Source organism: Cytobacillus sp. C11.1, assembly GCF_058145115.1.
In genome coordinates this window covers 4,189,541-4,212,972 of the sequence record NZ_CM176935.1, presented here as the reverse complement: position 1 = coordinate 4,212,972, position 23,432 = coordinate 4,189,541, and the positions used below count along the sequence as shown (strand labels likewise).

Here is a 23,432-nt window from a genome sequence, read left to right as displayed (position 1 = left end):
ATTTGATAAAGAAATATACTTGCCAAAACGGAGTAAGAGTCGTACTAGAAAATATTCCAACCGTGCGTTCCGTGGCGATAGGAGTTTGGATCGGAACAGGCTCACGAAACGAAGATACTGAAAATAACGGAATTTCCCATTTCCTTGAGCATATGTTTTTCAAGGGAACGAAAACAAGATCTGCCCGGGAAATTGCTGAGAGTTTTGATAGCATTGGGGGCCAGGTTAACGCCTTTACTTCGAAAGAGTATACCTGCTATTATGCAAAGGTTCTGGATACACATTCGGATTTTGCCCTGGAAGTACTCTCGGATATGTTCTTTAACTCTACTTTTGTTGATGAAGAACTGAATAAAGAAAAAAATGTCGTGTACGAAGAAATCAAAATGTATGAGGACACACCGGATGATATAGTCCATGATCTTTTAAGCAAAGCGATCTATGAAAATCATTCCCTTGGTTATCCAATCCTTGGATCTGAAGGAACACTTGCAACGTTTAACGGCGATACATTGAAACAATACATGCATGAAACATACACACCTGAAAATGTCGTTATCTCCATTGCCGGAAATATTACTGAATCCTTTATTAAGGAAGTAGAAAAATATTTCGGTTCCTACGAAGGCGGCAGCAGGGAAAGAGCAGAACAGAAACCTGATTTCCATTCAAACCATATTGCCCGCAAAAAGGATACCGAGCAAGCACATCTTTGCCTTGGATTTGAAGGATTACAGGTTGGACATAAGGATATTTACAACCTAATTGTCCTAAATAATATTCTGGGCGGAAGCATGAGCAGCCGTCTGTTCCAGGATGTGAGGGAGCAAAGAGGATTAGCTTACTCAGTCTTTTCCTATCATTCTGCATTCCAGGATAGCGGTATTGTGACGCTTTATGGCGGAACGGGGGCAAAGCAGCTGGACGTCCTGTTTGACACCATTCAGGAAACGCTGGCTACGCTTAAAAAGGAAGGCATTACTGACAAGGAGCTGAACAACAGTAAAGAACAGCTTAAAGGCAGCTTAATGCTGAGCCTTGAAAGCACAAACAGCAGAATGAGCCGAAACGGCAAAAATGAGCTTCTGCTTGGGCGCCACCGCTCTATGGATGAAATTGTTGAGGAAATTGATGCCGTATCCATGCAGGGTGTGAACAATATGGCGAATACCATATTTACGGATAAATACTCTGTGGCATTAATCAGCCCGGATGGAGAGCTTCCTAAAAATCTTTAAAATCAGTATAAAAATACTCAAAAACAGCCTGTGCCACTGCCAGGCTGTTTTCTTTTGTCCAAGACTTCTAAAAATGGCGGATAAGAGATAAAGATATATAGAGGAAGAAAAGGAGGGCTGATCATGAGATTAAGTGAGTTAAGCGGAAAAGAAATCGTTGATGTAAAAAGGGCAGAACGGCTGGGAGTCCTTGGGCAGACAGATCTTGAGATTAATGAAAAAAACGGACAAATTCAGGCTTTGCTTATCCCCTCTTTGAAATGGTTTGGATTCAAACGGCATGGAGATGAAATCAGGGTTTCCTGGCAGCATATCAGAAAAATCGGCAATGACATGATTATTATCGATATACCGGAAAATGACGAAGAAACTGAATAAAATGCTGCTGAAGAAGGGCCGGGAAGGGTCCTTTTTTATTTTTGCCTACTCGCAGTTTAGCTTATTAGCATACGCCGCTTAAACGGCATGTATTAAGCAATTCCTCGTTTTCCTTTCTCCATTTCTTTTTCAGTTATTACCTTTCATCTTTTCAATTATAAACCCATTTTCTTTTAGGTGGAAAACTCACCTATTGCGCCTTGCGTACATAAGATGTTGAAGTAGTTCAATATAACAATTCCTATATGGTATTTACATGAAATTGCCGGCCATGAAATGCGCCACATTTTATTCAAAGGTAAACCTGCTTATGCAATTGCTGTCTCGTGCCACAGCTATTGTACAGTGGCGTTGCCGGTGCGAGTACATTTTTACCCGAAGCCAGGCGAATAAATGGCTTCAAAAATATATGCTTTCTTCAAGAAAGAAAGAAAAAAGAAGGTGAGTGTTGCATGCTGACAGGAACCCAAATTGCAGTTATCGGCGGTGATGCAAGGCAGCTGGAAATCATCAGGAAACTAACAGAGCTTGATGCAAAGCTCTCATTAATTGGTTTCGAGCAGCTGGATCATGCGTTTTCTGGTGCGGTAAAAGAAAAAATAGATGAAGTGGACTTTTCCAATATAGACGCCATTATCCTGCCAGTGCCTGGCACGGGCCTGGAGGGCCAGATTGAGACGATATTCTCCAATGAAAAGGTGGTTTTTGAGGAAGAAATACTTTCGCAAACCCCTACGCATTGTACAGTTTATTCTGGCATAACAAATTCTTATTTAACAGGAATTACAAAGCAGGCAGACCGCCGCCTTGTGCAATTATTCGAGAGAGATGACGTGGCAATATACAATTCCATTCCAACTGTTGAAGGAACAATTATGATGGCTATCCAGCATACGGATTTTACCATTCATGGTTCCAATATTGCGGTTATTGGGCTTGGAAGAGTAGGAATGAGTGTAGCCAGAACATTCCATGCTTTGGGAGCAAAAGTGAAAGTAGGGGCAAGAAAGAGTGAACATATTGCCCGGATTTCAGAAATGGGACTTACTCCATTTCACTTAAAAGATATCGAGGATGCGGTAAAGGATACAGATATTTGCATTAATACAGCACCTCATTTGGTTGTAACAGCTTCTGTTATTTCTAAAATGCCGGCACATACCCTCATTATTGACCTTGCTTCCAAGCCTGGAGGCACTGATTTCCGCTATGCGGAAAAGCGGGGAGTGAAAGCTCTGCTTGCCCCAGGATTGCCTGGAATTGTCGCTCCAAAGACGGCAGGGCAAATATTGGCGAACGTTCTTTCTCAATTGATTAGGGAAGATTTGCAAAAGAGAAAGGAGAATACAATATGAGTTTAAAAGGGAAAAGAATCGGATTTGGATTAACGGGATCCCATTGTACGTATGACGCTGTGTTTCCGGAAATAGAAAAGCTGGTTAACGCAGGTGCAGAGGTGCTTCCTGTTGTTACCTTTACAGTTAAAAGTACGGAAACGAGATTCGGCAATGGAGAAGACTGGGTACAAAGAATTGAAGATTTAACAGGCAATAAGGTGATCGATTCAATCGTAAAGGCTGAGCCGCTTGGACCCAAAATTCCGCTTGATTGCATGGTCGTTGCTCCATTAACTGGAAACTCCATGAGCAAATTTGCAAATGCCATGACCGATTCACCGGTATTAATGGCGGCAAAAGCCACACTTAGAAATGGAAAACCCGTCGTTCTGGGAATCTCGACAAATGATGCGCTTGGTTTGAATGGTGTAAACTTAATGAGACTAATGGCAACCAAAAATATTTTTTTTATCCCTTACGGACAGGATGACCCAGTGAAAAAGCCAAATTCGATGGTAGCAAGAATGACTGCATTGTCAGACACAATTCTGCATGCGATGGAGGGCAAGCAGCTGCAGCCTGTTGTAGTGGAAAGGTATAAAGACGATCAATAGCCCCTATTTTTTCTAGCAAAAAAATTTAGTCCTTTAGTGAACGAATATGTTAGAATAAAAGTTATTAAGATAACCAACCTCCAAGCTGTGTTTAAAAATGCTTTATTAACACCTTGGGATTATGGCCAATATGCTGATAATATAAATGGATACCTGCCATTCTAACGTTAAAGGCAGGAAGGCGGCTGCCAATTTAATTTGGCCGCCGTTCTATTGAATTCTGGGCATATTGCTTTTTCACTAAAAAACTAATTTTGCTAGAAAAATATATTGGTACTGGAAGGGGAAAAGGAAATTGGAACAGAAAAAAGGATTTCATGTAGCAGTAGTAGGTGCAACTGGTGCAGTTGGCCAGCAAATGATTCAAACACTTGAAAACAGAGATTTTCCTATCTCACAATTAACTCTTTTATCATCAGCACGTTCTGCAGGTTCGAAGGTTACTTTTAGAGGACAGGAGTTTACCGTTCAGGAAGCAAAGCCTGAAAGCTTCAAAGGTGTGGATATCGCATTATTCAGTGCTGGAGGCAGTGTCTCACAAGAGCTTGCCCCCCATGCGGTTGAACACGGTGCAATTGTGGTGGATAATACAAGTGCTTTCCGTATGGATCCAAATGTGCCGCTTGTTGTTCCTGAGGTTAACGAAGAGGATCTTAACAAGCATAATGGCATTATTGCGAATCCAAACTGTTCTACAATCCAAATGGTTGTAGCCCTTCAGCCTGTTAAGGAAAAGTACGGTTTGAAAAAAGTGATTGTATCTACTTACCAGGCTGTATCAGGTTCAGGAGCAGCAGCTGTAGATGAGCTTAACGAGCAGACAAAGGCAATTATAAATAATGAAGAGTTTGAACCGGCAATTCTTCCGGTCAAAGGCGATAAAAAGCACTATCAAATTGCTTTCAATGCGATTCCGCAAATTGATAAGTTTCAGGATAATGGATACACTTTTGAAGAGATGAAAATGATTAACGAAACAAAGAAAATTATGCATATGCCGGAACTGCAAGTGGCAGCTACATGCGTGCGCCTTCCGGTGGCAACAGGCCATTCGGAATCACTTTATTTTGAAGTGGATTCAAATGATGTAACGGCGAATGAAGTAAAGAGCCTTCTGGAAAATGCACCAGGAGTTGTCCTGCAGGATGATCCGGCAAACCAAATGTACCCGATGCCTGCTGAATGTGTTGGGAAAAATGATGTATTCGTAGGCCGTATCCGCAAAGACTTAGATGAGGATAAAGGCTTCCATATGTGGGTTGTTTCTGATAATCTTCTAAAAGGGGCAGCATGGAACTCCGTGCAAATTGCCGAAAGCTTAATTAAGCTTGGTTTAGTCAAGTAGTTAACGAGTTTCTCTTCATGTAAAGAGAAGTTAGAGGTGTTTTAATGAATATTATCGTTCAAAAATATGGAGGCACATCAGTACGCGATATAGATAGCCGTGATCATGCACTTAAGCATATTCAGAAAGCGCTGGCTGATGGATATAAGGTTGTAGTTGTCGTTTCAGCAATGGGGCGAAAAGGTGACCCATATGCAACAGATACCTTGCTTTCCCTTGTAGAAGGAAACAGCAGCAAGATTAGCAAGCGGGAAACAGACCTTCTTTTATCCTGCGGTGAAGTGATTTCGAGTGTGGTTTTTTCAAACATGCTCAAAGATAACGGCATTAATGCGGTAGCCTTAACGGGCGCGCAGGCAGGATTTAGGACAAATAATGATCATACAAACGCAAAAATTATTGATATGAAATGTGACAGGCTCCTAAAAGAATTAGAAGAGCATGAAGTAGTCGTCGTGGCAGGCTTCCAGGGATCTTCGAAGAACGGTGATGTTACCACAATCGGCAGGGGAGGCAGCGACACCTCCGCAGCTGCACTCGGTGCGGCACTAAATGCAGAGTGGATTGATATTTTTACAGATGTAGAAGGCATTATGACAGCTGACCCGCGAATTGCAGAAAATGCACGGCCGCTGTCAGTTGTGACTTACACTGAGGTCTGCAACATGGCATACCAGGGTGCGAAGGTTATTCATCCTCGCGCAGTAGAAATTGCAATGCAGGCAAAGATTCCAATTCGGATCCGTTCAACTTATTCGGACAGTCCCGGAACTCTTGTCACAACTCTTAATAAAAATAGACGAGGTACAGATATTAAGGAACGGTCTGTTACCGGAATAGCACACCTATCCAATGTAACCCAGATTAAGGTTCTTGCTAAGAAGGACCAATATGATCTACAATCAGTGGTATTTAAGGCAATGGCAAACCAGGGGATCAGTGTAGACTTTATCAACATTTATCCCAATGGCGTAAATTATACGGTAACTGAAGAAATGACCGATAAAGCCATTAGCATTCTAAAGAGCCTTGGCCATGATCCGCTGGTGGAAAGAGAGTGCGCTAAAGTATCTGTCGTCGGAGCAGGTATGCAGGGGGTTCCTGGTGTGGCTTCCAGAATTGTTACGGCCCTATCCGAGCAGGGTATCCGCATTCTGCAATCCGCAGACAGCCATACAACCATCTGGGTTTTGGTTAAGCAAGCAGATCTTACAAAAGCGGTAAATGCATTGCATGATGCTTTTCATCTTGAACAAGATCTGACAGAATATGAGAGAACAGATATTTAATTTGTTGAAAAAATATAAAAGTTCATAAAGATGGGTGAAAAGTACAGTAAAGAAAGCTGATGCAGCCCGTTAGAGGCCGCCCCGTCATCACGTGCAAGCAGATTTGACCGCTTCTTTTCCCCGTACTTTTTGAACAGCCGCAAGGAGTGTAAAAATGGTTTTATTTGGTCGAGTATCCACAGCAATGGTAACGCCGTTCGATCATAAGGGACATATTGATTTCCCTAAAACGACACAGCTTATCAACCATCTTATCGAAAACGGTACAGATTCAATCGTTGTCGCCGGAACAACCGGCGAGTCCCCAACACTGTCCAAAGAGGAAAAGCTGGCACTGTTCCAGCACGCAGTAAAGGTGGCTGACAAACGTGTACCCGTTATTGCCGGTACTGGCAGCAACAATACCTATGAATCAATCGAATTAACGAAAAAAGCAGAACAAATTGGTGTAGATGCGATCATGATCGTTGCACCATATTACAATAAGCCAAATCAGGAAGGGCTGTATCAGCATTTCAAGGCAATCGCAGAAAATACGAAGCTTCCGTTAATGGTATATAACATTCCTGGGCGCTCCTCCGTAAATATTCTGCCGGAGACGGTTATCCGCCTCTCCAAAATTCCAAACATTGTTGCAGTGAAGGAAGCGAGCGGTGATCTGAATGCAATGGCAAAAATAATTGCCAATACTGATGACGATTTCTTGCTTTATAGCGGTGATGATGGCCTTACTCTTCCATGTATGGCAATTGGAGGAACAGGAATTGTATCTGTTGCTTCTCATGTAATTGGAAACGAAATGCAGGAAATGGTCAATGCCTATCTTAACGGTGATAATGAAAAGGCAGCAAAAATACACCAGCAGATTCTTCCGATTATGGAAGGGCTTTTCAATGCTCCAAGCCCAGTGCCTGTAAAAACAGCGCTTCAAATCAAGGGACTTGATGTCGGATCCGTCCGCCTACCGATGGTTCCTTTAACCGAGCAGGAGAGAAATGCAATAGCTGCATTATTCAAATAATTAAATTAAGAGTTAAGCCAATCAGATATTAAGCTGATTGGCTTTTCTACTTCTATAAAGCAGGACTATGAAGAACATTCCCCTTTTGCGATAGGTAATATCGTCTTTATGAAGGCACTATGCGGCCCAAATTTCGACTGGTCATGGAAAAATCGTCTTCATAAACTCTCTGTGAAGCCCATATTCTTCATCCATGGAAAAGAATCGTCTTTATAAGCGCTCTATTACCCTAATAAATCTCAATCAGAGAACAGAATCCTGTACATAAACCGTGTTTGTGAAGGAGTAAAAACTGCTCCTTTCAAAAAGCTGCCGTTATAAGGCGCGAAATCTATATCCAAAGGATACTGAGTATTTCTAAGCCTGGCAGCGCTTACCCTTTGTATAAATTTGGTTGTCATGGTTTTAGAACATCAAGTATAATGAGGATAACTGATCTTGATCGGCTGAACATGCATGGGAGGAAACGTACATTGAAAAAGAGACAGAATGAAAGCATCAAGTTAACAGCACTTGGAGGAGTCGGTGAACTGGGGAAAAATATGTATTTAGCAGAGGTGGACGAAGACATTTACGTTGTCGATGCTGGATTAATGTTCCCTGAAAATGAAATGCTCGGAATTGATATTGTAATCCCGGATATTACTTATCTAGTCCAAAATAAAGAAAGGGTACAGGGAATCTTTTTAACACATGGGCATGAAGATCATATCGGAGCCCTTTCTTATATATTGGCTAAGGTCAATGTTCCTGTTTATGGGACAAAGCTGACGCTTGCGCTTGCAAAGGCAAAACTGAAGGAACAGGAATACAAAGGTAAAGCCAAATTTATTGAAATAAATTCAGATTCAAAGCTTGAGTTCGATTCGGCTGAAGTTACCTTTTTTAGGACTAGTCACAGCATTCCGGACAGTGTGGGAGTTGCCATCCATACTTCAGAGGGTGCTATCGTATATACGGGCGATTTTAAGTTTGATCAGGCAGCAGCCTCGCTTTATAAGCCTGATATAGGAAAAATGTCGCGCCTGGGCGAAGAGGGGGTACTATGCCTTCTATCCGACAGCACTGAAGCAGAAAAGCCAGGATATACAAACTCAGAAGCTAAAGTTGCCAGAGAAATGACAGCTGCCTTTTATGCTGCCAAAGGAAGGGTAATTGCTGCTTCATTTGCTTCCGACCTAATCCGCATCCAGCATATTTTTGATGCTGCGCTGGAAACCGGCAGAAAAGTGGCGGTTGTCGGAAAAAGCCTTCAAAAAATTTATGATATAGCCCTGCAATTGGGATATCTGCAGGTAGGGGATGACTTAATCATTCCCGTTTCGGAAATCGGAAAATACCAAGACAATGAAATCGCTGTACTCACGACTGGTTCGCAGGGAGAACCGATTGAAGCTCTTCAAAAAATGGCTAAGCAGTCCCACAGACAGGTAAATATTAAAAAGGGCGATACAGTCCTGCTTGCCGCATCTCCGTTAAGGGGAACGGAAGTCTTTATTTTTAAAACAGTTGACATGCTATTCAGAGCCGGTGCTGAAGTGATTTCAGGGAAGGGTACGTTTAATACCTCCAGCCATGGAAGCCAGGAAGAGCTTAAATTCATGATCAACCTTATGAGTCCGAAATTTTTTATTCCGGTACATGGTGAATACCGTATGCTGAAAGCCCACGCAGGGGTTGCTAAGGAGTGCGGTTTAACAAATGAACAAATCTTCATCCCGGATAAAGGGGATGTAGCTGAAATCAAAAACGGCAAAATTTTATCTGGCGGAAAAATCCCTTCCGGCAATGTTTTGATTGATGGCATTGGAGTAGGGGATGTTGGAAACATCGTTTTAAGAGACCGAAAGCTCCTCTCGCAGGATGGAATTTTATTGGTTGTGGTCACCTTGAATAAACGCGAGAAAAAAATCTCAGCTGGGCCTGAAATCATTACAAGAGGGTTCGTGTATGTCAGGGAATCAGAAAAGCTGCTTGAAGAAGCAGTCAAAATAGTAAAAGAAGCGGTCGAGCACAATCTTGTCAGAGAAGCATTTGACTGGTCGGGCATAAAACAGGATATGCGAGACAGCCTGAATCAATATCTTTATGAAAAAACAAAACGGAGGCCGATGATCCTGCCTATCCTTATGGAAGGTTAATCGCCTTAGAAGCAGCCTGGTAAGTGCCGGGCTGTTTTTCTTTTTAGGTTAACTTTTATCTGCTCTGCTTTTAAAATCTTCCGCAAACATTATCACGCATGAAAAACTATCCAGAGTTCATACTAACAATATATTGCTTGAAGGGAGAAATAAGGATGGAAAACGATATACAAAATAACCGTACTGAGAGCGGAGAAGGGCAAGAACAGCCTAAAGAAGATAAACCGTCAGGCCTTATGGAAAAAATTCAGCAGCTTGGCCAAACAAATGTCCCGCAGCTGTCACAGGATTCCAAAATCCATTGCTTAACGATTGTTGGGCAAATAGAGGGGCATCTACAGCTTCCGCCGCAAAATAAAACCACAAAATATGAGCATTTAATTCCTCAAATTGTGGCGATTGAGCAAAATCCTAAAATTGAAGGACTGCTTGTCATTCTGAATACTGTGGGAGGAGATGTGGAAGCAGGGCTGGCCATCTCCGAAATGCTTGCTTCATTATCCAAGCCAACTGTCTCCATTGTTCTTGGGGGAGGCCATTCAATTGGTGTACCTATTGCTGTGTCATGTGATTACTCGTTCATAGCTGAAACAGCTACGATGACCATCCACCCAATCAGGCTGACAGGCCTTGTGATTGGGGTTCCGCAAACCTTTGAATATATGGATAAAATGCAGGACAGGGTTATTAATTTTGTAACCAAACATTCAAATGTTTCTGAACAGAAATTTAAAGACCTCATGTTTGACAAAGGCAACCTCACACGCGACATAGGAACAAACGTTGTAGGAAGGGACGCAGTTGAATATGGATTGATTGATGAAGTTGGCGGTGTAGGCCCAGCGCTCGCAAAGCTAAATGAATTAATTGATATGAATAAGCCAAAAGAAGAAGTGATTGTCCAATGATCTTGTATACAATGATGCCTCAGGAACTGATTTACCAAACTGAGAATGATGATTTTGGCAAGCAGAAGATTGTGTCTTATGAAGGAATCCCTCTTCTTGTAGAAATGAATGCAGGTCAGGAATGCCGAATTTTGCGGGTAATGAGCAGTGACCCATCCCACTATATGGATGAAAGATACACGCCGGGATCCATGATCACTCTATCCCAGCTATCCTAAGACCTTTTTATATTTTTATCATCACCTTCTCAAGAAGCATTGTGATATAATAAAAGTAACTTTAGAAGCAGCCAAAAAATGGCTGCTTCTTCTTTCATAGCTGGTAAATCCGGAATGATTACATAATTGAATTTGGATGATACTGTTAATAAGAAAAATGATAAGGTGATAAAATGGCCAAAAAAAAGAGAAGACAATCCAGGAAAAAAGAAACATTAAAACGAACAATGAAATTTGAATTAATTGCGCTCGTCTTATTGGCGCTTGCAGTTATATCAATCGCTAAGCTGGGCGCTGTCGGAAAATCGACCGTTCTTTTCTTCCGTTTTTTTATGGGAGAATGGTACATGCTCAGCCTAATAGGGCTAGTCATTTTTGCAGGTTATCTTATGTGGAAGAGGACTCTTCCCTTCTTATTTCATACTAAACTGATCGGTACATATTTAATCATTAGCTCCTTGCTGTTATTAAGCCATGTTACATTATTTCAGCTTCTTTCAAATGGCGGCAAGTTTGACGATCCAAGCGTAATAGCAAATACATGGGAGTTGTTCCGCATGGAAGTGGGAGGCGAAACGAGCACGACTGATCTGGGCGGTGGAATGATTGGAGCCATTCTTTTTGCCCTTTTCTATTATTTATTTGATGAAGCTGGCTCTAAGATCGTTGCCTTTTTATTAATCATAATTGGGTTTGTCCTGATCACAGGCAAAACATTTGGAGATGCTGCAGGCAAAATGATGGCTGCGATCATAAATTTCTGCAAAAAACAATGGACGGCTTTTGTTAATGATATGAAGGAGTGGGCTCAAAACCGCAGAGAAAGACGGGAAGAAAGGCGCGCCAGAAGAGAAGAGGAGCAGGCACAAGCACAGGTTGAAGAAGAACCAGAGACCGTTATTACGATTAATAATTCCTCAGAGACAGCTGATGAACCGCTTCCTGAGCCAATCATTTCAAGTTTTGCTGAAAGGGCCTATCAGGAGGAACACCAGGTAGCAACCGAACCCCAGCCGGCAGAAAATCCGGGAGACTCAGGATCAGAAGAGGAAAATGCACCGCCGATTACGTTTACGGAGGTGGAGAATAAGGATTATGAACTGCCCCCTATAAGGCTATTAAAATTGCCAAGGCAAACGGATCAAAGCGGTGAATATGAACTGATACATGCCAATGCAGCAAAGCTGGAAAGAACTTTCCAAAGCTTTGGTGTAAAGGCTAGAGTTACACAGGTACATCTAGGGCCGGCAGTAACGAAGTATGAGGTCCATCCTGACGTTGGCGTAAAAGTAAGCAAGATTGTCAGTCTTAACGATGATTTGGCACTTGCACTTGCAGCTAAGGATATCCGTATTGAAGCCCCTATTCCGGGAAAATCAGCAATCGGAATTGAGGTGCCGAACTCGGAAGTGGCCATGGTTTCTTTAAGGGAAGTTATCGAATCCAAACAAAATGACAAGCCAGACTCCAAGCTGCTGATTGGGCTTGGCCGTGATATAACGGGTGAAGCTGTACTTGCTGAATTGAATAAAATGCCCCATTTGCTTGTTGCCGGTGCGACGGGAAGCGGTAAAAGTGTGTGCATAAATGGCATCATCACAAGCATCCTGATGAGGGCAAAACCGCATGAAGTAAAATTAATGATGATTGACCCTAAAATGGTTGAGTTAAATGTGTATAATGGCGTGCCGCATTTGCTTGCGCCAGTTGTGACAAATCCAAAGAAAGCGGCACAGGCTCTGCAGAAGGTTGTCAGTGAGATGGAAAGGCGGTATGAGCTTTTCTCGCATACCGGCACAAGAAATATTGAAGGCTACAATGAGTATGTGAAAAGGCATAATGCTGAGGAGGAAGCTCAGCAGCCGCTTCTTCCATACATTGTTGTAATTGTGGACGAGCTTGCGGACTTAATGATGGTCGCTTCATCAGATGTGGAGGACGCAATCACTCGCCTTGCGCAAATGGCGCGTGCAGCAGGCATCCATTTAATTATAGCGACACAGCGGCCGTCAGTTGACGTTATCACAGGTGTAATTAAAGCAAATATCCCTTCAAGGATCGCATTTGCTGTTTCTTCCATGACCGATTCAAGAACTATTTTGGATATGGGCGGAGCTGAGAAGCTCTTGGGCAGAGGGGATATGCTCTTCCTGCCGGTTGGTGCCTCCAAGCCAGTCCGCGTACAGGGTGCCTTTTTATCAGACGAAGAGGTCGAAGAAATAGTCGAATTTGTTATTGGACAGCAAAAAGCCCAATACCAGGAAGAAATGATACCAGAGGATATCCCTGAGGCAACCGGAGAAGTGGATGATGATTTGTATGACGAAGCGGTTGAGCTTATTCTGGAAATGCAAACAGCTTCTGTTTCAATGCTTCAGAGGAGATTTAGGATTGGATATACCAGGGCAGCAAGGCTGATTGATGAAATGGAAGCAAGAGGCATTGTCGGCCCTTATGAAGGAAGCAAGCCTAGAGCAGTTCTGCAAGGCAAGCCTTCTGAAGAAGCAAGTTCATAAAAAAAAAAGAATAACATAATTAAAAATGGCCAGTCTTCGGATGGCCATTTTTTTATTTGCAATATTGTTTCTGGGCGAGTGGAAGTGCGAAAATAGAAAGCGGCATAAAATTAGGCCATACTATTAAAAACGGTTTCAAAAATTAAAAGAGGTATGGTACTTCCATCCCATGGATATTCCTTGTTTTTTCAGGAGTAAAAATTGACGTTGATTTCCTAAAAAGAATCAATGCAAGCGTTTTCAATAAGGTATTATACCAGAAAAGAACAATTGATACATAAGGGAATTGCAACAATATTTTTCTTTTCACCTTTTTTCGACAAATTCATGAAATTCTATTTCTTTATTGGGTAAAAAGTGTTATAGTATTTTCGATTAGTAGGAATGATTGAACATCAGAGGTCTGATGTCTTGAGAACTTAGGTTGGAGGAACCCTGCATGTCTATTAAGTCAGATAACCGGCATTTATATTTGCAAGTCATCGATCGATTAAAGCAAGACATTGAAGATGGAGTTTATAAAGAAAAAGAGAAACTCCCATCAGAATTTGATCTTGCCAAACAACTTGGTGTTAGCAGAGCTACACTCCGGGAGGCGTTGCGTATTCTTGAAGAAGAAAATGTGATTATTCGCCGCCATGGGGTGGGGACCTTTGTAAATGCAAAGCCGCTGTTTACATCAGGTATCGAACAGCTTAATAGTGTTACGAATATGATTTTGCAGGCAGGCATGAAGCCAGGAACCATTTTCCTAAGCTCAGTGACAATGGGGCCGACTGAAGATGATATCCGCCGCTTTTCATGTTCATTGGATCAGGAAATTGCCGTGATTGAGAGGGTAAGAACTGCAAATGGCGAGCCGGTAGTTTATTGCGTGGATAAGGTTCCGGAGAATATCCTTCCAGATACATTCTCGCATGAACAAGAATCCATCTTCAACATGCTTGAAGAGGAAGCAAACCGGAAAATCACATACGCAGTTGCCCAAATCGAGCCGATTGGCTATCATGAGAAGATTTCACCTATCCTTGAATGTGATCCCGAGACTGCGCTGCTTGTTCTAAAGCAGATGCACTTCGATGAAGCGGATACACCAATTCTTTATTCGGTTAATTACTTCAGAGCTGATAAGTTCAGTTTCCATGTGCTCAGAAAAAGGATATAAATTTTTTGGGGAGTTTGAAAACGCAATCATTCATTCCGCTAATGTAAAAAACAATTTCTTAGGGGGTACCAACCTTGAAAAAGCGTAAATTTGGATTGGCGCTATCTTTAGTACTTGCAGCTGGAACACTATTGGGTGCATGTGGCAAAAGCGAAGAAAACGGCGGAGGAGCTGCTGGCGGAGACGAAAAAGAGAAAGCATTCTCTGTAGCGATGGTAACAGACGTTGGCGGTGTAGATGATAAATCATTTAACCAATCTGCTTGGGAAGGTCTAAAGGCATTTGGTGAAGAAAATGGACTTGAAAAAGGTAAAGGCGGTTTTGACTACCTTCAATCACAGTCAGACGCTGACTACTCTACTAACCTAAATACTCTAGCACGCCAAGACTTTGACCTTGTATTCGGTATTGGTTTCTTGATGGAAGGTGCAATCAATGAAATCGCACAGCAGCAAAAGGATTCTCATTTTGGTATCGTTGATGCAGTTGTTGATCAGCCAAACGTAGCAAGCATCATGTTTAAAGAGCAAGAAGCTGCTTTCCTTGCGGGTGTAGCTGCAGCAAAGGCTACTACAGCTAACAAAATTGGTTTCATCGGCGGTATGGAAATTCCAGTTATCGAACGTTTTGAATCTGGATTCCTTGCTGGTGTTCAAGCGGTAAACCCTGATATTAAAGTTGAAGTTCAATATGCTGGTGCATTTGATAAGGCTGAACTTGGCCAAACAATCGCTTCTAAAATGTACTCTTCTGGCGTTGACGTGATTTTCCACGCAGCTGGCGGAACTGGTAACGGTCTATTCAAAGAAGCTCGTGACCTTAAGAAGAAAGACCCAGCAAGAGAAATCTGGGCAATTGGTGTTGACTCTGACCAGACTGCTGAAGGTGTAGTTGAAATCGATGGCAAAGAGCACAATGTAATCATCACTTCTGCTCTTAAGCGCGTTGATAATGCAGTTAAGGACCTTTCTACAAAAGCTCAGGAAGGCAACTTCCCTGGCGGAGAAACAACGACTTACGGATTGGCTGAAGATGGCGTAGGCCTTGCTCCAATCAACGAAGAAGTTCCTGCTAAAGCTGACATTGAAACGGCTGTTCAAGAATGGCAGGAAAAGATTAAGAATGGTGATATCACTGTTCCATCTTCTAAAGATGAATTAGCTTCTTTCTCAGCTCAATAATTAGAAAAGCGGGAGGCGGTCTTTTGCCTTCAGAAGTGATCGGCTTAAGAGGTTAAGCCGATCGAGCTGGAGCTGGGCATCCTACCGAAGCGATATTAATATTTTGATTCTATCAAGAAGGAATAAGCAGGTTGCACTGCGGCCTCTTATTCCTTTTAAATGATTAAAAGTTTAATTGAAAAGCAGAAAAGCTTCTGCTTTTCACTTAGAGTTTTAATGCTATTATTTCCTACATCATTCACTAATTAACATAGAGAAGCTTGGCGTTCCAGCCAGGTTTTTCTAAGAATTTCCGAGGTCTGACCTCTTACTACTAATAATTTCCTTTTATTTTGAGCAAGGAGTGAAACAAATGGAATATGTTATTGAAATGCTCAACATTCGCAAAGAGTTCCCTGGGATTGTGGCAAATGACAATATCACGCTTCAGCTGAAACCAGGTGAAATCCATGCATTGCTTGGAGAAAACGGTGCGGGCAAATCAACACTTATGAATGTCCTATTCGGCTTATACCAGCCTGAAAAAGGTGAGATAAAGGTGAAAGGCAAACCGGTGCGCATTACAGATCCGAATGTGGCCAATGACATGGGCATAGGGATGGTTCACCAGCATTTTATGTTAGTGGACCGCTTTACTGTAACTGAAAATATCATTCTCGGAAAAGAAACAACTAAAAGCGGGAAAATTGATATAAAAAAAGCCGAAAAAGAAGTAAGAGAAATTTCTGAGAGATATGGTCTGGCTGTAGATCCCCAAGCGAAAATTTCGGATATATCCGTTGGGATGCAGCAGAGGGTAGAGATTCTAAAGACCTTATACCGTGGAGCAGAAATTCTTATTTTTGATGAGCCTACAGCTGTTTTAACACCTCAGGAAATCAAGGAACTTATCCAGATAATGAAAACCTTAATTAAAGAAGGAAAGTCCATTATCCTTATTACACACAAATTAAAGGAAATTATGGAGGTCTGTGACCGCGTAACCGTTATCCGTAAAGGTGTTGGCATCGGGACTGTTAATGTAAGTGAGACAAATCCCAATGAACTTGCCAGCTTGATGGTAGGACGGGAAGTAACATTTAAAACGGACAAAACCGAATCTAAGCCGGAGCAGGATGTACTCGAAATAAAGGATCTGAAAGTGAAAGATTCACGCGGTCTTGGAGTCATCAAGAATCTGAACTTACATGTAAGAGCAGGGGAAATTGTCGGGATTGCCGGCGTTGATGGCAACGGACAGACGGAATTAATTGAAGCCATCACAGGTTTGAGAAAGTCTGAAAGCGGTTCAATCAAGCTAAACGGCAAAGAAATTATCAATATGCCTCCAAGAAAAGTAACGGAGACAGGAGTGGCCCATATTCCTCAGGACCGTCATAAGCACGGACTTGTCCTGGATTTTCCGATTGGAGAAAACATGGTGCTCCAAACGTATTACAAATCTCCTTTTTCAAAAGGCGGAGTCCTTAATTTTAAAGAAATTTACAGCAAAGCGAAGACTCTTATTAAGGAGTTTGATGTGAGAACACCTAGTGAATTTACGCTTGCAAGGGCGCTTTCGGGCGGTAACCAGCAAAAGGCGATCATTGGGCGGGAAATTGACCGTAATCCGGATTTGCTTATCGCTGCACAGCCGACACGCGGATTGGACGTTGGTGCAATTGAATATATCCATAAACGCCTGATTGAACAGCGTGACCATGGGAAGGCAGTCCTGCTCATATCGTTTGAGCTCGATGAGATTATGAATGTCAGCGACAGAATTGCTGTTATATACGAGGGTGAAATTGTAGCAGTAGTAAACCCGAAAGAAACAACTGAACAAGAATTAGGTTTATTGATGGCCGGTTCTAAACGGAAGGAAGCGGGTGGCGAAAACCATGTCTAATCGCATGAAAAATATAATCGTACCTCTAGTGGCCGTTCTGCTCGGTGTTATCGTCGGCACTATCATCATGATTGCAACAGGGTATAATGCCGGAGCAGCATTTACTGCCCTTTGGAACGGTGCTTTTGGAGAAATCTACTATACTGGTGAAGTTGTAAGGCAGGTTACTCCTTATATTTTAGCCGGATTAGCAGTTGCATTTGCTTTCCGGACAGGCTTATTTAATATCGGGGTAGAAGGACAGCTGATCGTTGGCTGGCTTGCCTCAGTTTGGGTTGGGGTAGCATTTGATCTTCCAAAGGTCATCCATCTTCCTCTGGCAGTAATAGCAGCAGCGGCTGCTGGAGCTTTATGGGCATTTATTCCTGGCTTATTGAAAGCAAAGTTTAAGGTTCATGAAGTAATTGTTACCATCATGATGAACTATGTGGCTTTGCATGTGACAAACTACATTATCCGTACTGTCCTTTCAGAAAAGAGTGACCGTACAGAAATGATTGCAGAGTCCTCTACATTGCGTTCTGTCTTTCTCGAAGGACTAACAGATTATTCTCGTCTCCACTGGGGAATTTTGATTGCTTTGGCATGCGTATTTTTCATGTGGTTCCTGTTGGAAAAGACTTCAAAGGGCTACGAACTGAGAGCTGTTGGATTTAACCAGCACGCTTCTGAATATGCAGGTATGAATGTAAGCAAAAACATTATTCTATCCATGGTTATATCTGGCGCTTTTGCAGGTTTGGCAGGAGCTATGGAAGGTTTGGGGACATTCGGTTATGCAGCCATTAAAGGCGGTTTTACCGGGGTAGGCTTTGACGGTATCGCAGTTGCCCTTCTTGGCGGAAATGGGCCGATTGGAATCATATTTGCAGCATTGCTGTTTGGAAGCTTGAAGGTAGGAGCATTAAATATGCCGCTTGAAGCAGGAGTTCCAAACGAATTAGTAGATATTATTATTGCACTTATCGTGTTCTTTGTAGCAGCAAGCTACATGATTCGCATCTTTATTGACCGTATCAGCAAAAAGGGGGTGAAGTAAGTGGGCTTAATGGAAATTTTATTAATTGTCATTCCCTCAACGTTGCTTTGGGCAGCCCCGCTTATTTTCACTGGACTAGGCGGAAACTTTTCCGAAAGCTCTGGAGTCGTAAATATCGGTTTGGAAGGCTTAATGGTTATTGGAGCTTTCACGGCGATTGTTTTTAACCTTACATTTGTAGACGTACTTGGAAACTGGACACCTTGGATTGCCCTTCTTGCAGCCATGGTAGTCGGCGCTCTTTTATCCATTTTGCACGCGGTTGCGTCCATTACATTCAGGGCCGACCAGGTAGTATCAGGTGTTGCCATAAACCTGCTCGCGATTGGAGCTGCGCTGTTTCTGGTTAAATTCATTTATGGAAAAGGCCAGACAGATATTATTCAAAAAGGTTTCAGTAAAGTCGATATTCCGTTTTTAAGTGACATACCGGTTATCGGCAAGCTTCTATTCTCAAACACTTACTACACATCTTTTGTAGCGATTGCTGTGGCATTCCTTGCGTGGTTTGTCATGTTTAAAACACCATTTGGATTAAGATTGCGTGCTGTGGGTGAGCATCCAATGGCTGCAGATACGATGGGTATTAATGTTACAAGAATGCGCTACATCGGTGTTTTGCTATCCGGTGCCCTTGCAGGGATCGGTGGCGGAATATACGCACAATCCATATCATCAGACTTCGGCCATGCTACAATCAGCGGACAGGGCTTTATGGCTTTGGCGGCATTGATTTTCGGTAAATGGCATCCGCTTGGTGTTATGGGTGCGGCATTGTTCTTTGGATTTGCGCAAAGCTTAAGTATCATTGGTTCAAGCTTGCCATTCCTTGAGAATATACCAAATGTGTATCTTCTTATCGCACCATATGTACTAACAATCTTGGCCTTAACGGGCTTCATTGGACGTGCCGATGCACCAAAGGCTTCCGGAACGCCATATATAAAAGGGAAACGCTAATCATCAGAGCCTCATTTCTTATGAAATGGGGCTTGATTTTATGTTTGGCGAATCTTGTCTGATTATATTGTGTGTCTGTCAGCCTTAAATGTGATAATATTTTGTTAATTAGAAATAGAGATAAGAGGTCTGACTATGCGTTTTTCTCTGTACTTGGATGATTATGAAACAGAAAAAATATTTTCCTATTTGCGCTGGGTCTTTTTAATTGCTGCAGTCTTTTTATTTTATCTGCCTGCATTGTCCGATACTCTGCAATGGAATGAAAAGTCCTTTCCGATTCTCCTTTCATTCGGGCTCGTTTATATGACCGCAGCACAGATTGCCCTGCCTAAAATGAATTCGAATCAAAATACCTTTTCCATTATTACAAAAGCGGGTATTGCTTTTGATTATATTGCTTTCTTTTGGTTAATTATTTTATCTGGCGGGACTTTTAGTCCATTGCTGCCAATTTCATTCTTAATCGTCATGCATGCAACCATTTATTGGCGAACAAAGGGAGCGATCCTTTCCTCTATATCTTTAACCGCAGGATATACTGCGGTGATGCTTAGCGGATCGCCTGCAACCGATTATTCCATTTTAGTTTTTCTGTTAAATATCATGTTTATTTGGATTATTGGACTGTTTGGATCCCTGATTATTTTAAGGGAAAGGCAGCATCGCCGGCAGAAGGAAATTTACCATGAACTGCTCGTAAGAGATTACCTGACAGATCTTTATAACCACCGCTATTTCCAGGAGCAAATGAAAAAACTATCCCAAACAGAAAGGCCATTCTATATCATTATGGGTGATATTGATCATTTTAAGCCAATTAACGATGAATATGGCCATTTGGCTGGGGATGAGGTGTTAAAAGAGCTAGGAGGTATTTTTACTGAGGCGGCAAATAAGTATGGCGGACAAGCTTTTAGATATGGCGGCGAAGAATTTGCCTTTTTGATGCCTGATTGGGATGAAAGCAAAGTAGAACCCTTTTTAAACTCTATATACAAATCGCTCAATGAAAAGCAATTCACTGCTGCAAATATACCTATTACAATGAGCTTTGGCGTTTCACACCATGCTGCAGGAAGAAAGATAAACGAGAGTCTTGAAGTAGCTGACCAGCTATTATATCAAGCGAAAAACAGCGGGAAGAATCAGGTTCATTTTGAATGCGGGAAATGCATGAAAAATCATACCTTTATAAGAGCGGCTGCCTCAGGAAACTAGACCCCTTTGAGAAGGGGTTTTTTATTTTTGTTGATTACGCAAAAACGACGGCAAACTTATTTTAGCCTGCTGAGTTGATAGTAGCTGGTAAAGATTGTTTAATTAGCACCCTGCTGATTCGAGCAGATGATGATGTGAAGCTAGAGAAAATTCATATTAGGCACCAGCTAAAATGCTCACTGCAAGCCGCCTTGTTCTTCTAATAAACCCTTCCAGCTTAGCCAATAACTTGAAATAGAGAAATAGGGCAAGTTATAGTAAGAATATGATTTAAAACAAAGGAGATTATAGAAATTAGCATCAAAGTGTTTACATAGTGATAGGGGACGTACTTGATTCACAAAAGTAGCAACGGCTATGGACTCTTCAATATCTCGACAGGAGGAAACCAAATGGATGTAATTTCTGAATCGGTTAAAACAATGAACGGCTATAAACTGCATGTTGTAAAAACGGAAAAATATAAGACCAATACCTTAGTCTGGAAGATGAAAGCTCCCCTCAGTAAGGAGACGGTAACGCTAAGGTCGCTATTGCCGCATGTCCTGCAAAGCAACAGCGCCGCCTACCCTACCACTGGAAAACTGCGTTCCTACCTTGATGAATTGTATGGAGCAACCCTTTTTGTAGATTTGGCTAAAAAAGGGGAATATCATGTGATCACAATTTCAGTTGAAATTGCCAATGAAAAATTTCTTTCTGATAATACCCCTTTATTAAAAAAGGCTTTTCAATTTTTATCGGAGATCGTGACGAAGCCAAATGTACAGGGGAACGCCTTTGACCAGGAAACAGTCGAAAAGGAGAAAAGGACTTTAAAACAGCGAATTCAATCCGTATATGATGATAAAATGCGTTATTCTAATTTCCGCCTCGTGCAGGAAATGTGCAAGGATGAACCCTATTCATTGCATGTCCATGGGGAAAAGGAGGATGTTGATCAAATCACTCCTGAAAGCCTTTATCAATATTATCAAAATGCACTTTCGCAGGATGAGCTTGATTTGTATGTCATAGGTGACGTCAATGAAGAGGAAGCAGAATCATTTGCGGGAGAACTTTTGTCCTTTGAAGAAAGAACAGCGCAGACTTCGCAATCTCGAACAGACAATGGCAAGGAGCGAGTAAATGAAGTTAGGGAAGAACAGGATGTAAAACAAGGTAAATTAAATATTGGCTACCGTACAAATGTGGTGTACGGTGACCCTGATTACTACGCTCTGCAGGTTTTTAACGGAATTTTCGGCGGCTTTTCCCATTCCAAGCTTTTCTTGAATGTCCGCGAGAAAGCAAGTCTTGCCTATTATGTAGCGAGCCGTCTGGAAAGCCATAAAGGCTTGATGATGGTGATGTCCGGAATCGATAACAGCAATTATGACCAGGCTGTTACTATTATCAAGGAACAATTGGAAGCAATGAAAAATGGCGATTTTACTGATCAGGAAATTGAGCAGACGAAAGCGGTTATTAAAAATCAGCTTCTGGAAACGGTAGATACTGCACGTGGGATTGTTGAGGTGCTTTATCATAATGTTGTATCCGGAAAAGATATTACACTTCAAACCTGGATGGAAGAAATGGATAAGGTAACGAATGAAGAAATTTCCGAAGTTGCCAAGAAGGTCAGCTTAGATACAGTATATTTCCTAACTGGAAAGGAGGCGGCCAAGTAATGGAAAAAATCACTTTTGATCAGCTGCAGGAAGAAATGTACTATGAAAAACTGGGAAATGGCCTGGATGTGTACATTCTGCCTAAAAAGGGATTCAACAAAACATATGCAACATTTACAACAAAATATGGTTCAATCGACAACCATTTCTTGCCGCCGGGCAAAGACGAATTTGTAAAGGTTCCTGATGGCATCGCACACTTTTTGGAGCATAAGCTTTTTGAAAAGGAAGATGGGGATGTGTTCCAGCAGTTCAGCAAGCAAGGTGCATCTGCCAACGCCTTTACCTCTTTTACACGAACAGCTTATTTATTCTCCAGTACGTCAAATGTAGAACAGAACCTGGAGACCTTACTCAATTTTGTTCAGGAACCTTATTTTACAGAAAAGACTGTGGAGAAGGAAAAAGGCATTATCGGCCAGGAAATCACCATGTATGATGATAATCCCGATTGGCGCTTATACTTTGGCTTAATTGATAATATGTATAAAAACCATCCGGTAAAAATTGATATCGCAGGCACAGTCGAATCAATCTCCCATATTACAAAAGATATGCTGTATGAGTGCTATGAGACTTTTTATCATCCAAGCAACATGCTCTTGTTCATAGTTGGCTCTGTAGATCCGGATCAAACCATGAATTTGGTGAGAGAAAACCAGAACAAGAAGGATTACAAAGAGCAGCCTGAGATAAAACGCAAATTTGAAGCAGAACCGATGGAAGCCGCTGAGAAGAAGAAAGTTCTGGAAATGAATGTCCAGACATCCAAATGCCTTGTCGGTGTGAAAAGCCAAAACGTGAATCAAACAGGCAAGGGAATGTTGAAGAACGAACTAAGTGTAAATGTTTTGCTGGACATCTTATTCGGCAAAAGCTCTGACCATTATAGTTCTCTATATAACGAAGGATTGATAGATGATACCTTCTCTTATGATTACACTCAGGAGCAAGGCTTCGGTTTTGCCATGGTCGGAGGAGATACGAATGATCCTGATCGCTTGGCGGAAGTGCTGCAAAAAATGCTCTTGGAAGCTAAAGGTAAAGGGACTATATCTCAAGAAACGCTGGATCGGACGAAGAAGAAGAAGATTGGTGCATTTCTTCGAGCGGTTAATTCGCCTGAATATATCGCCAACCAATTTACACGGTATGCTTTTAACGAAATGGACCTGTTTGATGTTGTGCCAACACTTGAAAGCATTACCCTTGATGATGTGGAAAAGGCAGCCGGCGACTTAATAAGTGAAGACCGATTTACGGTGTGCCAGGTTGTGCCAAAGAAATAGGTAATATCATT

The 23,432-nt window shown here is 41.9% G+C and carries 19 protein-coding genes; all 19 read left to right on the top strand.

Annotated features, from left to right (window positions below; genetic code table 11):
• Positions 1-2: 2 nt before the first annotated feature.
• The 19 genes from AC3ZVC_RS20810 (at position 3) to yfmH (ending at position 23,421) form a co-directional block, all read left to right on the top strand.
• Complete coding sequence (locus AC3ZVC_RS20810; RefSeq protein ID WP_490065053.1) at positions 3-1,238, top strand: M16 family metallopeptidase; 1,236 nt, start codon at positions 3-5, stop codon at positions 1,236-1,238.
• Between the two features lie 123 nt (positions 1,239-1,361).
• Positions 1,362-1,616 (top strand): YlmC/YmxH family sporulation protein, encoded by a 255-nt coding sequence (locus tag AC3ZVC_RS20805; RefSeq protein ID WP_490065052.1) that lies wholly within the window; start codon positions 1,362-1,364, stop codon positions 1,614-1,616.
• Between the two features lie 452 nt (positions 1,617-2,068).
• On the top strand, positions 2,069-2,971 hold the full coding sequence (gene dpaA, locus AC3ZVC_RS20800) for a dipicolinic acid synthetase subunit A (protein WP_490065051.1): 903 nt from the start codon (positions 2,069-2,071) through the stop codon (positions 2,969-2,971).
• Complete coding sequence (dpaB, locus tag AC3ZVC_RS20795) at positions 2,968-3,567, top strand: dipicolinate synthase subunit B (RefSeq protein ID WP_490065050.1); 600 nt, start codon at positions 2,968-2,970, stop codon at positions 3,565-3,567. Before dpaA ends, dpaB begins: the two co-directional genes overlap by 4 nt.
• 295 nt (positions 3,568-3,862) lie before the next feature.
• Positions 3,863-4,912 (top strand): aspartate-semialdehyde dehydrogenase, encoded by a 1,050-nt coding sequence (gene asd, locus AC3ZVC_RS20790; protein WP_490065049.1) that lies wholly within the window; start codon positions 3,863-3,865, stop codon positions 4,910-4,912.
• Between the two features lie 44 nt (positions 4,913-4,956).
• On the top strand, positions 4,957-6,201 hold the full coding sequence (dapG, locus tag AC3ZVC_RS20785; protein ID WP_490065048.1) for an aspartate kinase: 1,245 nt from the start codon (positions 4,957-4,959) through the stop codon (positions 6,199-6,201).
• 154 nt (positions 6,202-6,355) lie between these two features.
• Positions 6,356-7,222, top strand: a complete 867-nt coding sequence (dapA, locus tag AC3ZVC_RS20780) for a 4-hydroxy-tetrahydrodipicolinate synthase (protein ID WP_490065047.1) — start codon at positions 6,356-6,358, stop codon at positions 7,220-7,222.
• 473 nt (positions 7,223-7,695) lie between these two features.
• Positions 7,696-9,363 (top strand): ribonuclease J, encoded by a 1,668-nt coding sequence (locus AC3ZVC_RS20775; protein WP_490065046.1) that lies wholly within the window; start codon positions 7,696-7,698, stop codon positions 9,361-9,363.
• A gap of 155 nt (positions 9,364-9,518) precedes the next feature.
• Entirely contained in the window at positions 9,519-10,271 is a 753-nt protein-coding gene (locus AC3ZVC_RS20770) for a ClpP family protease (protein WP_214728503.1), read from the top strand.
• Positions 10,268-10,489: a YlzJ-like family protein gene (locus AC3ZVC_RS20765; RefSeq protein WP_144542549.1), complete on the top strand. Its 222-nt coding sequence runs from the start codon at positions 10,268-10,270 to the stop codon at positions 10,487-10,489. Before AC3ZVC_RS20770 ends, AC3ZVC_RS20765 begins: the two co-directional genes overlap by 4 nt.
• A gap of 173 nt (positions 10,490-10,662) precedes the next feature.
• Positions 10,663-13,005 (top strand): DNA translocase FtsK, encoded by a 2,343-nt coding sequence (locus AC3ZVC_RS20760; RefSeq protein WP_490065045.1) that lies wholly within the window; start codon positions 10,663-10,665, stop codon positions 13,003-13,005.
• 439 nt (positions 13,006-13,444) lie between these two features.
• Entirely contained in the window at positions 13,445-14,170 is a 726-nt protein-coding gene (locus AC3ZVC_RS20755) for a GntR family transcriptional regulator (protein ID WP_214728499.1), read from the top strand.
• Positions 14,171-14,244: 74 nt separating this feature from the next.
• Positions 14,245-15,351, top strand: coding sequence for a BMP family lipoprotein (locus AC3ZVC_RS20750; protein ID WP_490065044.1), 1,107 nt, complete (start codon positions 14,245-14,247; stop codon positions 15,349-15,351).
• A gap of 352 nt (positions 15,352-15,703) precedes the next feature.
• A complete protein-coding gene (locus AC3ZVC_RS20745) occupies positions 15,704-17,239 on the top strand; it encodes an ABC transporter ATP-binding protein (RefSeq protein ID WP_490065043.1) in 1,536 nt (511 codons plus the stop codon).
• Positions 17,232-18,278 (top strand): ABC transporter permease, encoded by a 1,047-nt coding sequence (locus AC3ZVC_RS20740; RefSeq protein WP_490065042.1) that lies wholly within the window; start codon positions 17,232-17,234, stop codon positions 18,276-18,278. The genes AC3ZVC_RS20745 and AC3ZVC_RS20740 overlap by 8 nt, the downstream gene beginning before the upstream one ends.
• A gap of 9 nt (positions 18,279-18,287) precedes the next feature.
• Positions 18,288-19,238: an ABC transporter permease gene (locus AC3ZVC_RS20735; protein WP_251025947.1), complete on the top strand. Its 951-nt coding sequence runs from the start codon at positions 18,288-18,290 to the stop codon at positions 19,236-19,238.
• Between the two features lie 135 nt (positions 19,239-19,373).
• Complete coding sequence (locus tag AC3ZVC_RS20730) at positions 19,374-20,459, top strand: GGDEF domain-containing protein (RefSeq protein ID WP_490065041.1); 1,086 nt, start codon at positions 19,374-19,376, stop codon at positions 20,457-20,459.
• 392 nt (positions 20,460-20,851) lie between these two features.
• The gene (gene yfmF, locus AC3ZVC_RS20725) at positions 20,852-22,132 is read left to right on the top strand and encodes an EF-P 5-aminopentanol modification-associated protein YfmF (protein ID WP_490065040.1); all 1,281 of its coding nucleotides are present in this window, start codon (positions 20,852-20,854) and stop codon (positions 22,130-22,132) included.
• Complete coding sequence (gene yfmH, locus AC3ZVC_RS20720; RefSeq protein WP_490065039.1) at positions 22,132-23,421, top strand: EF-P 5-aminopentanol modification-associated protein YfmH; 1,290 nt, start codon at positions 22,132-22,134, stop codon at positions 23,419-23,421. The genes yfmF and yfmH overlap by 1 nt, the downstream gene beginning before the upstream one ends.
• Positions 23,422-23,432: the final 11 nt, after the last annotated feature.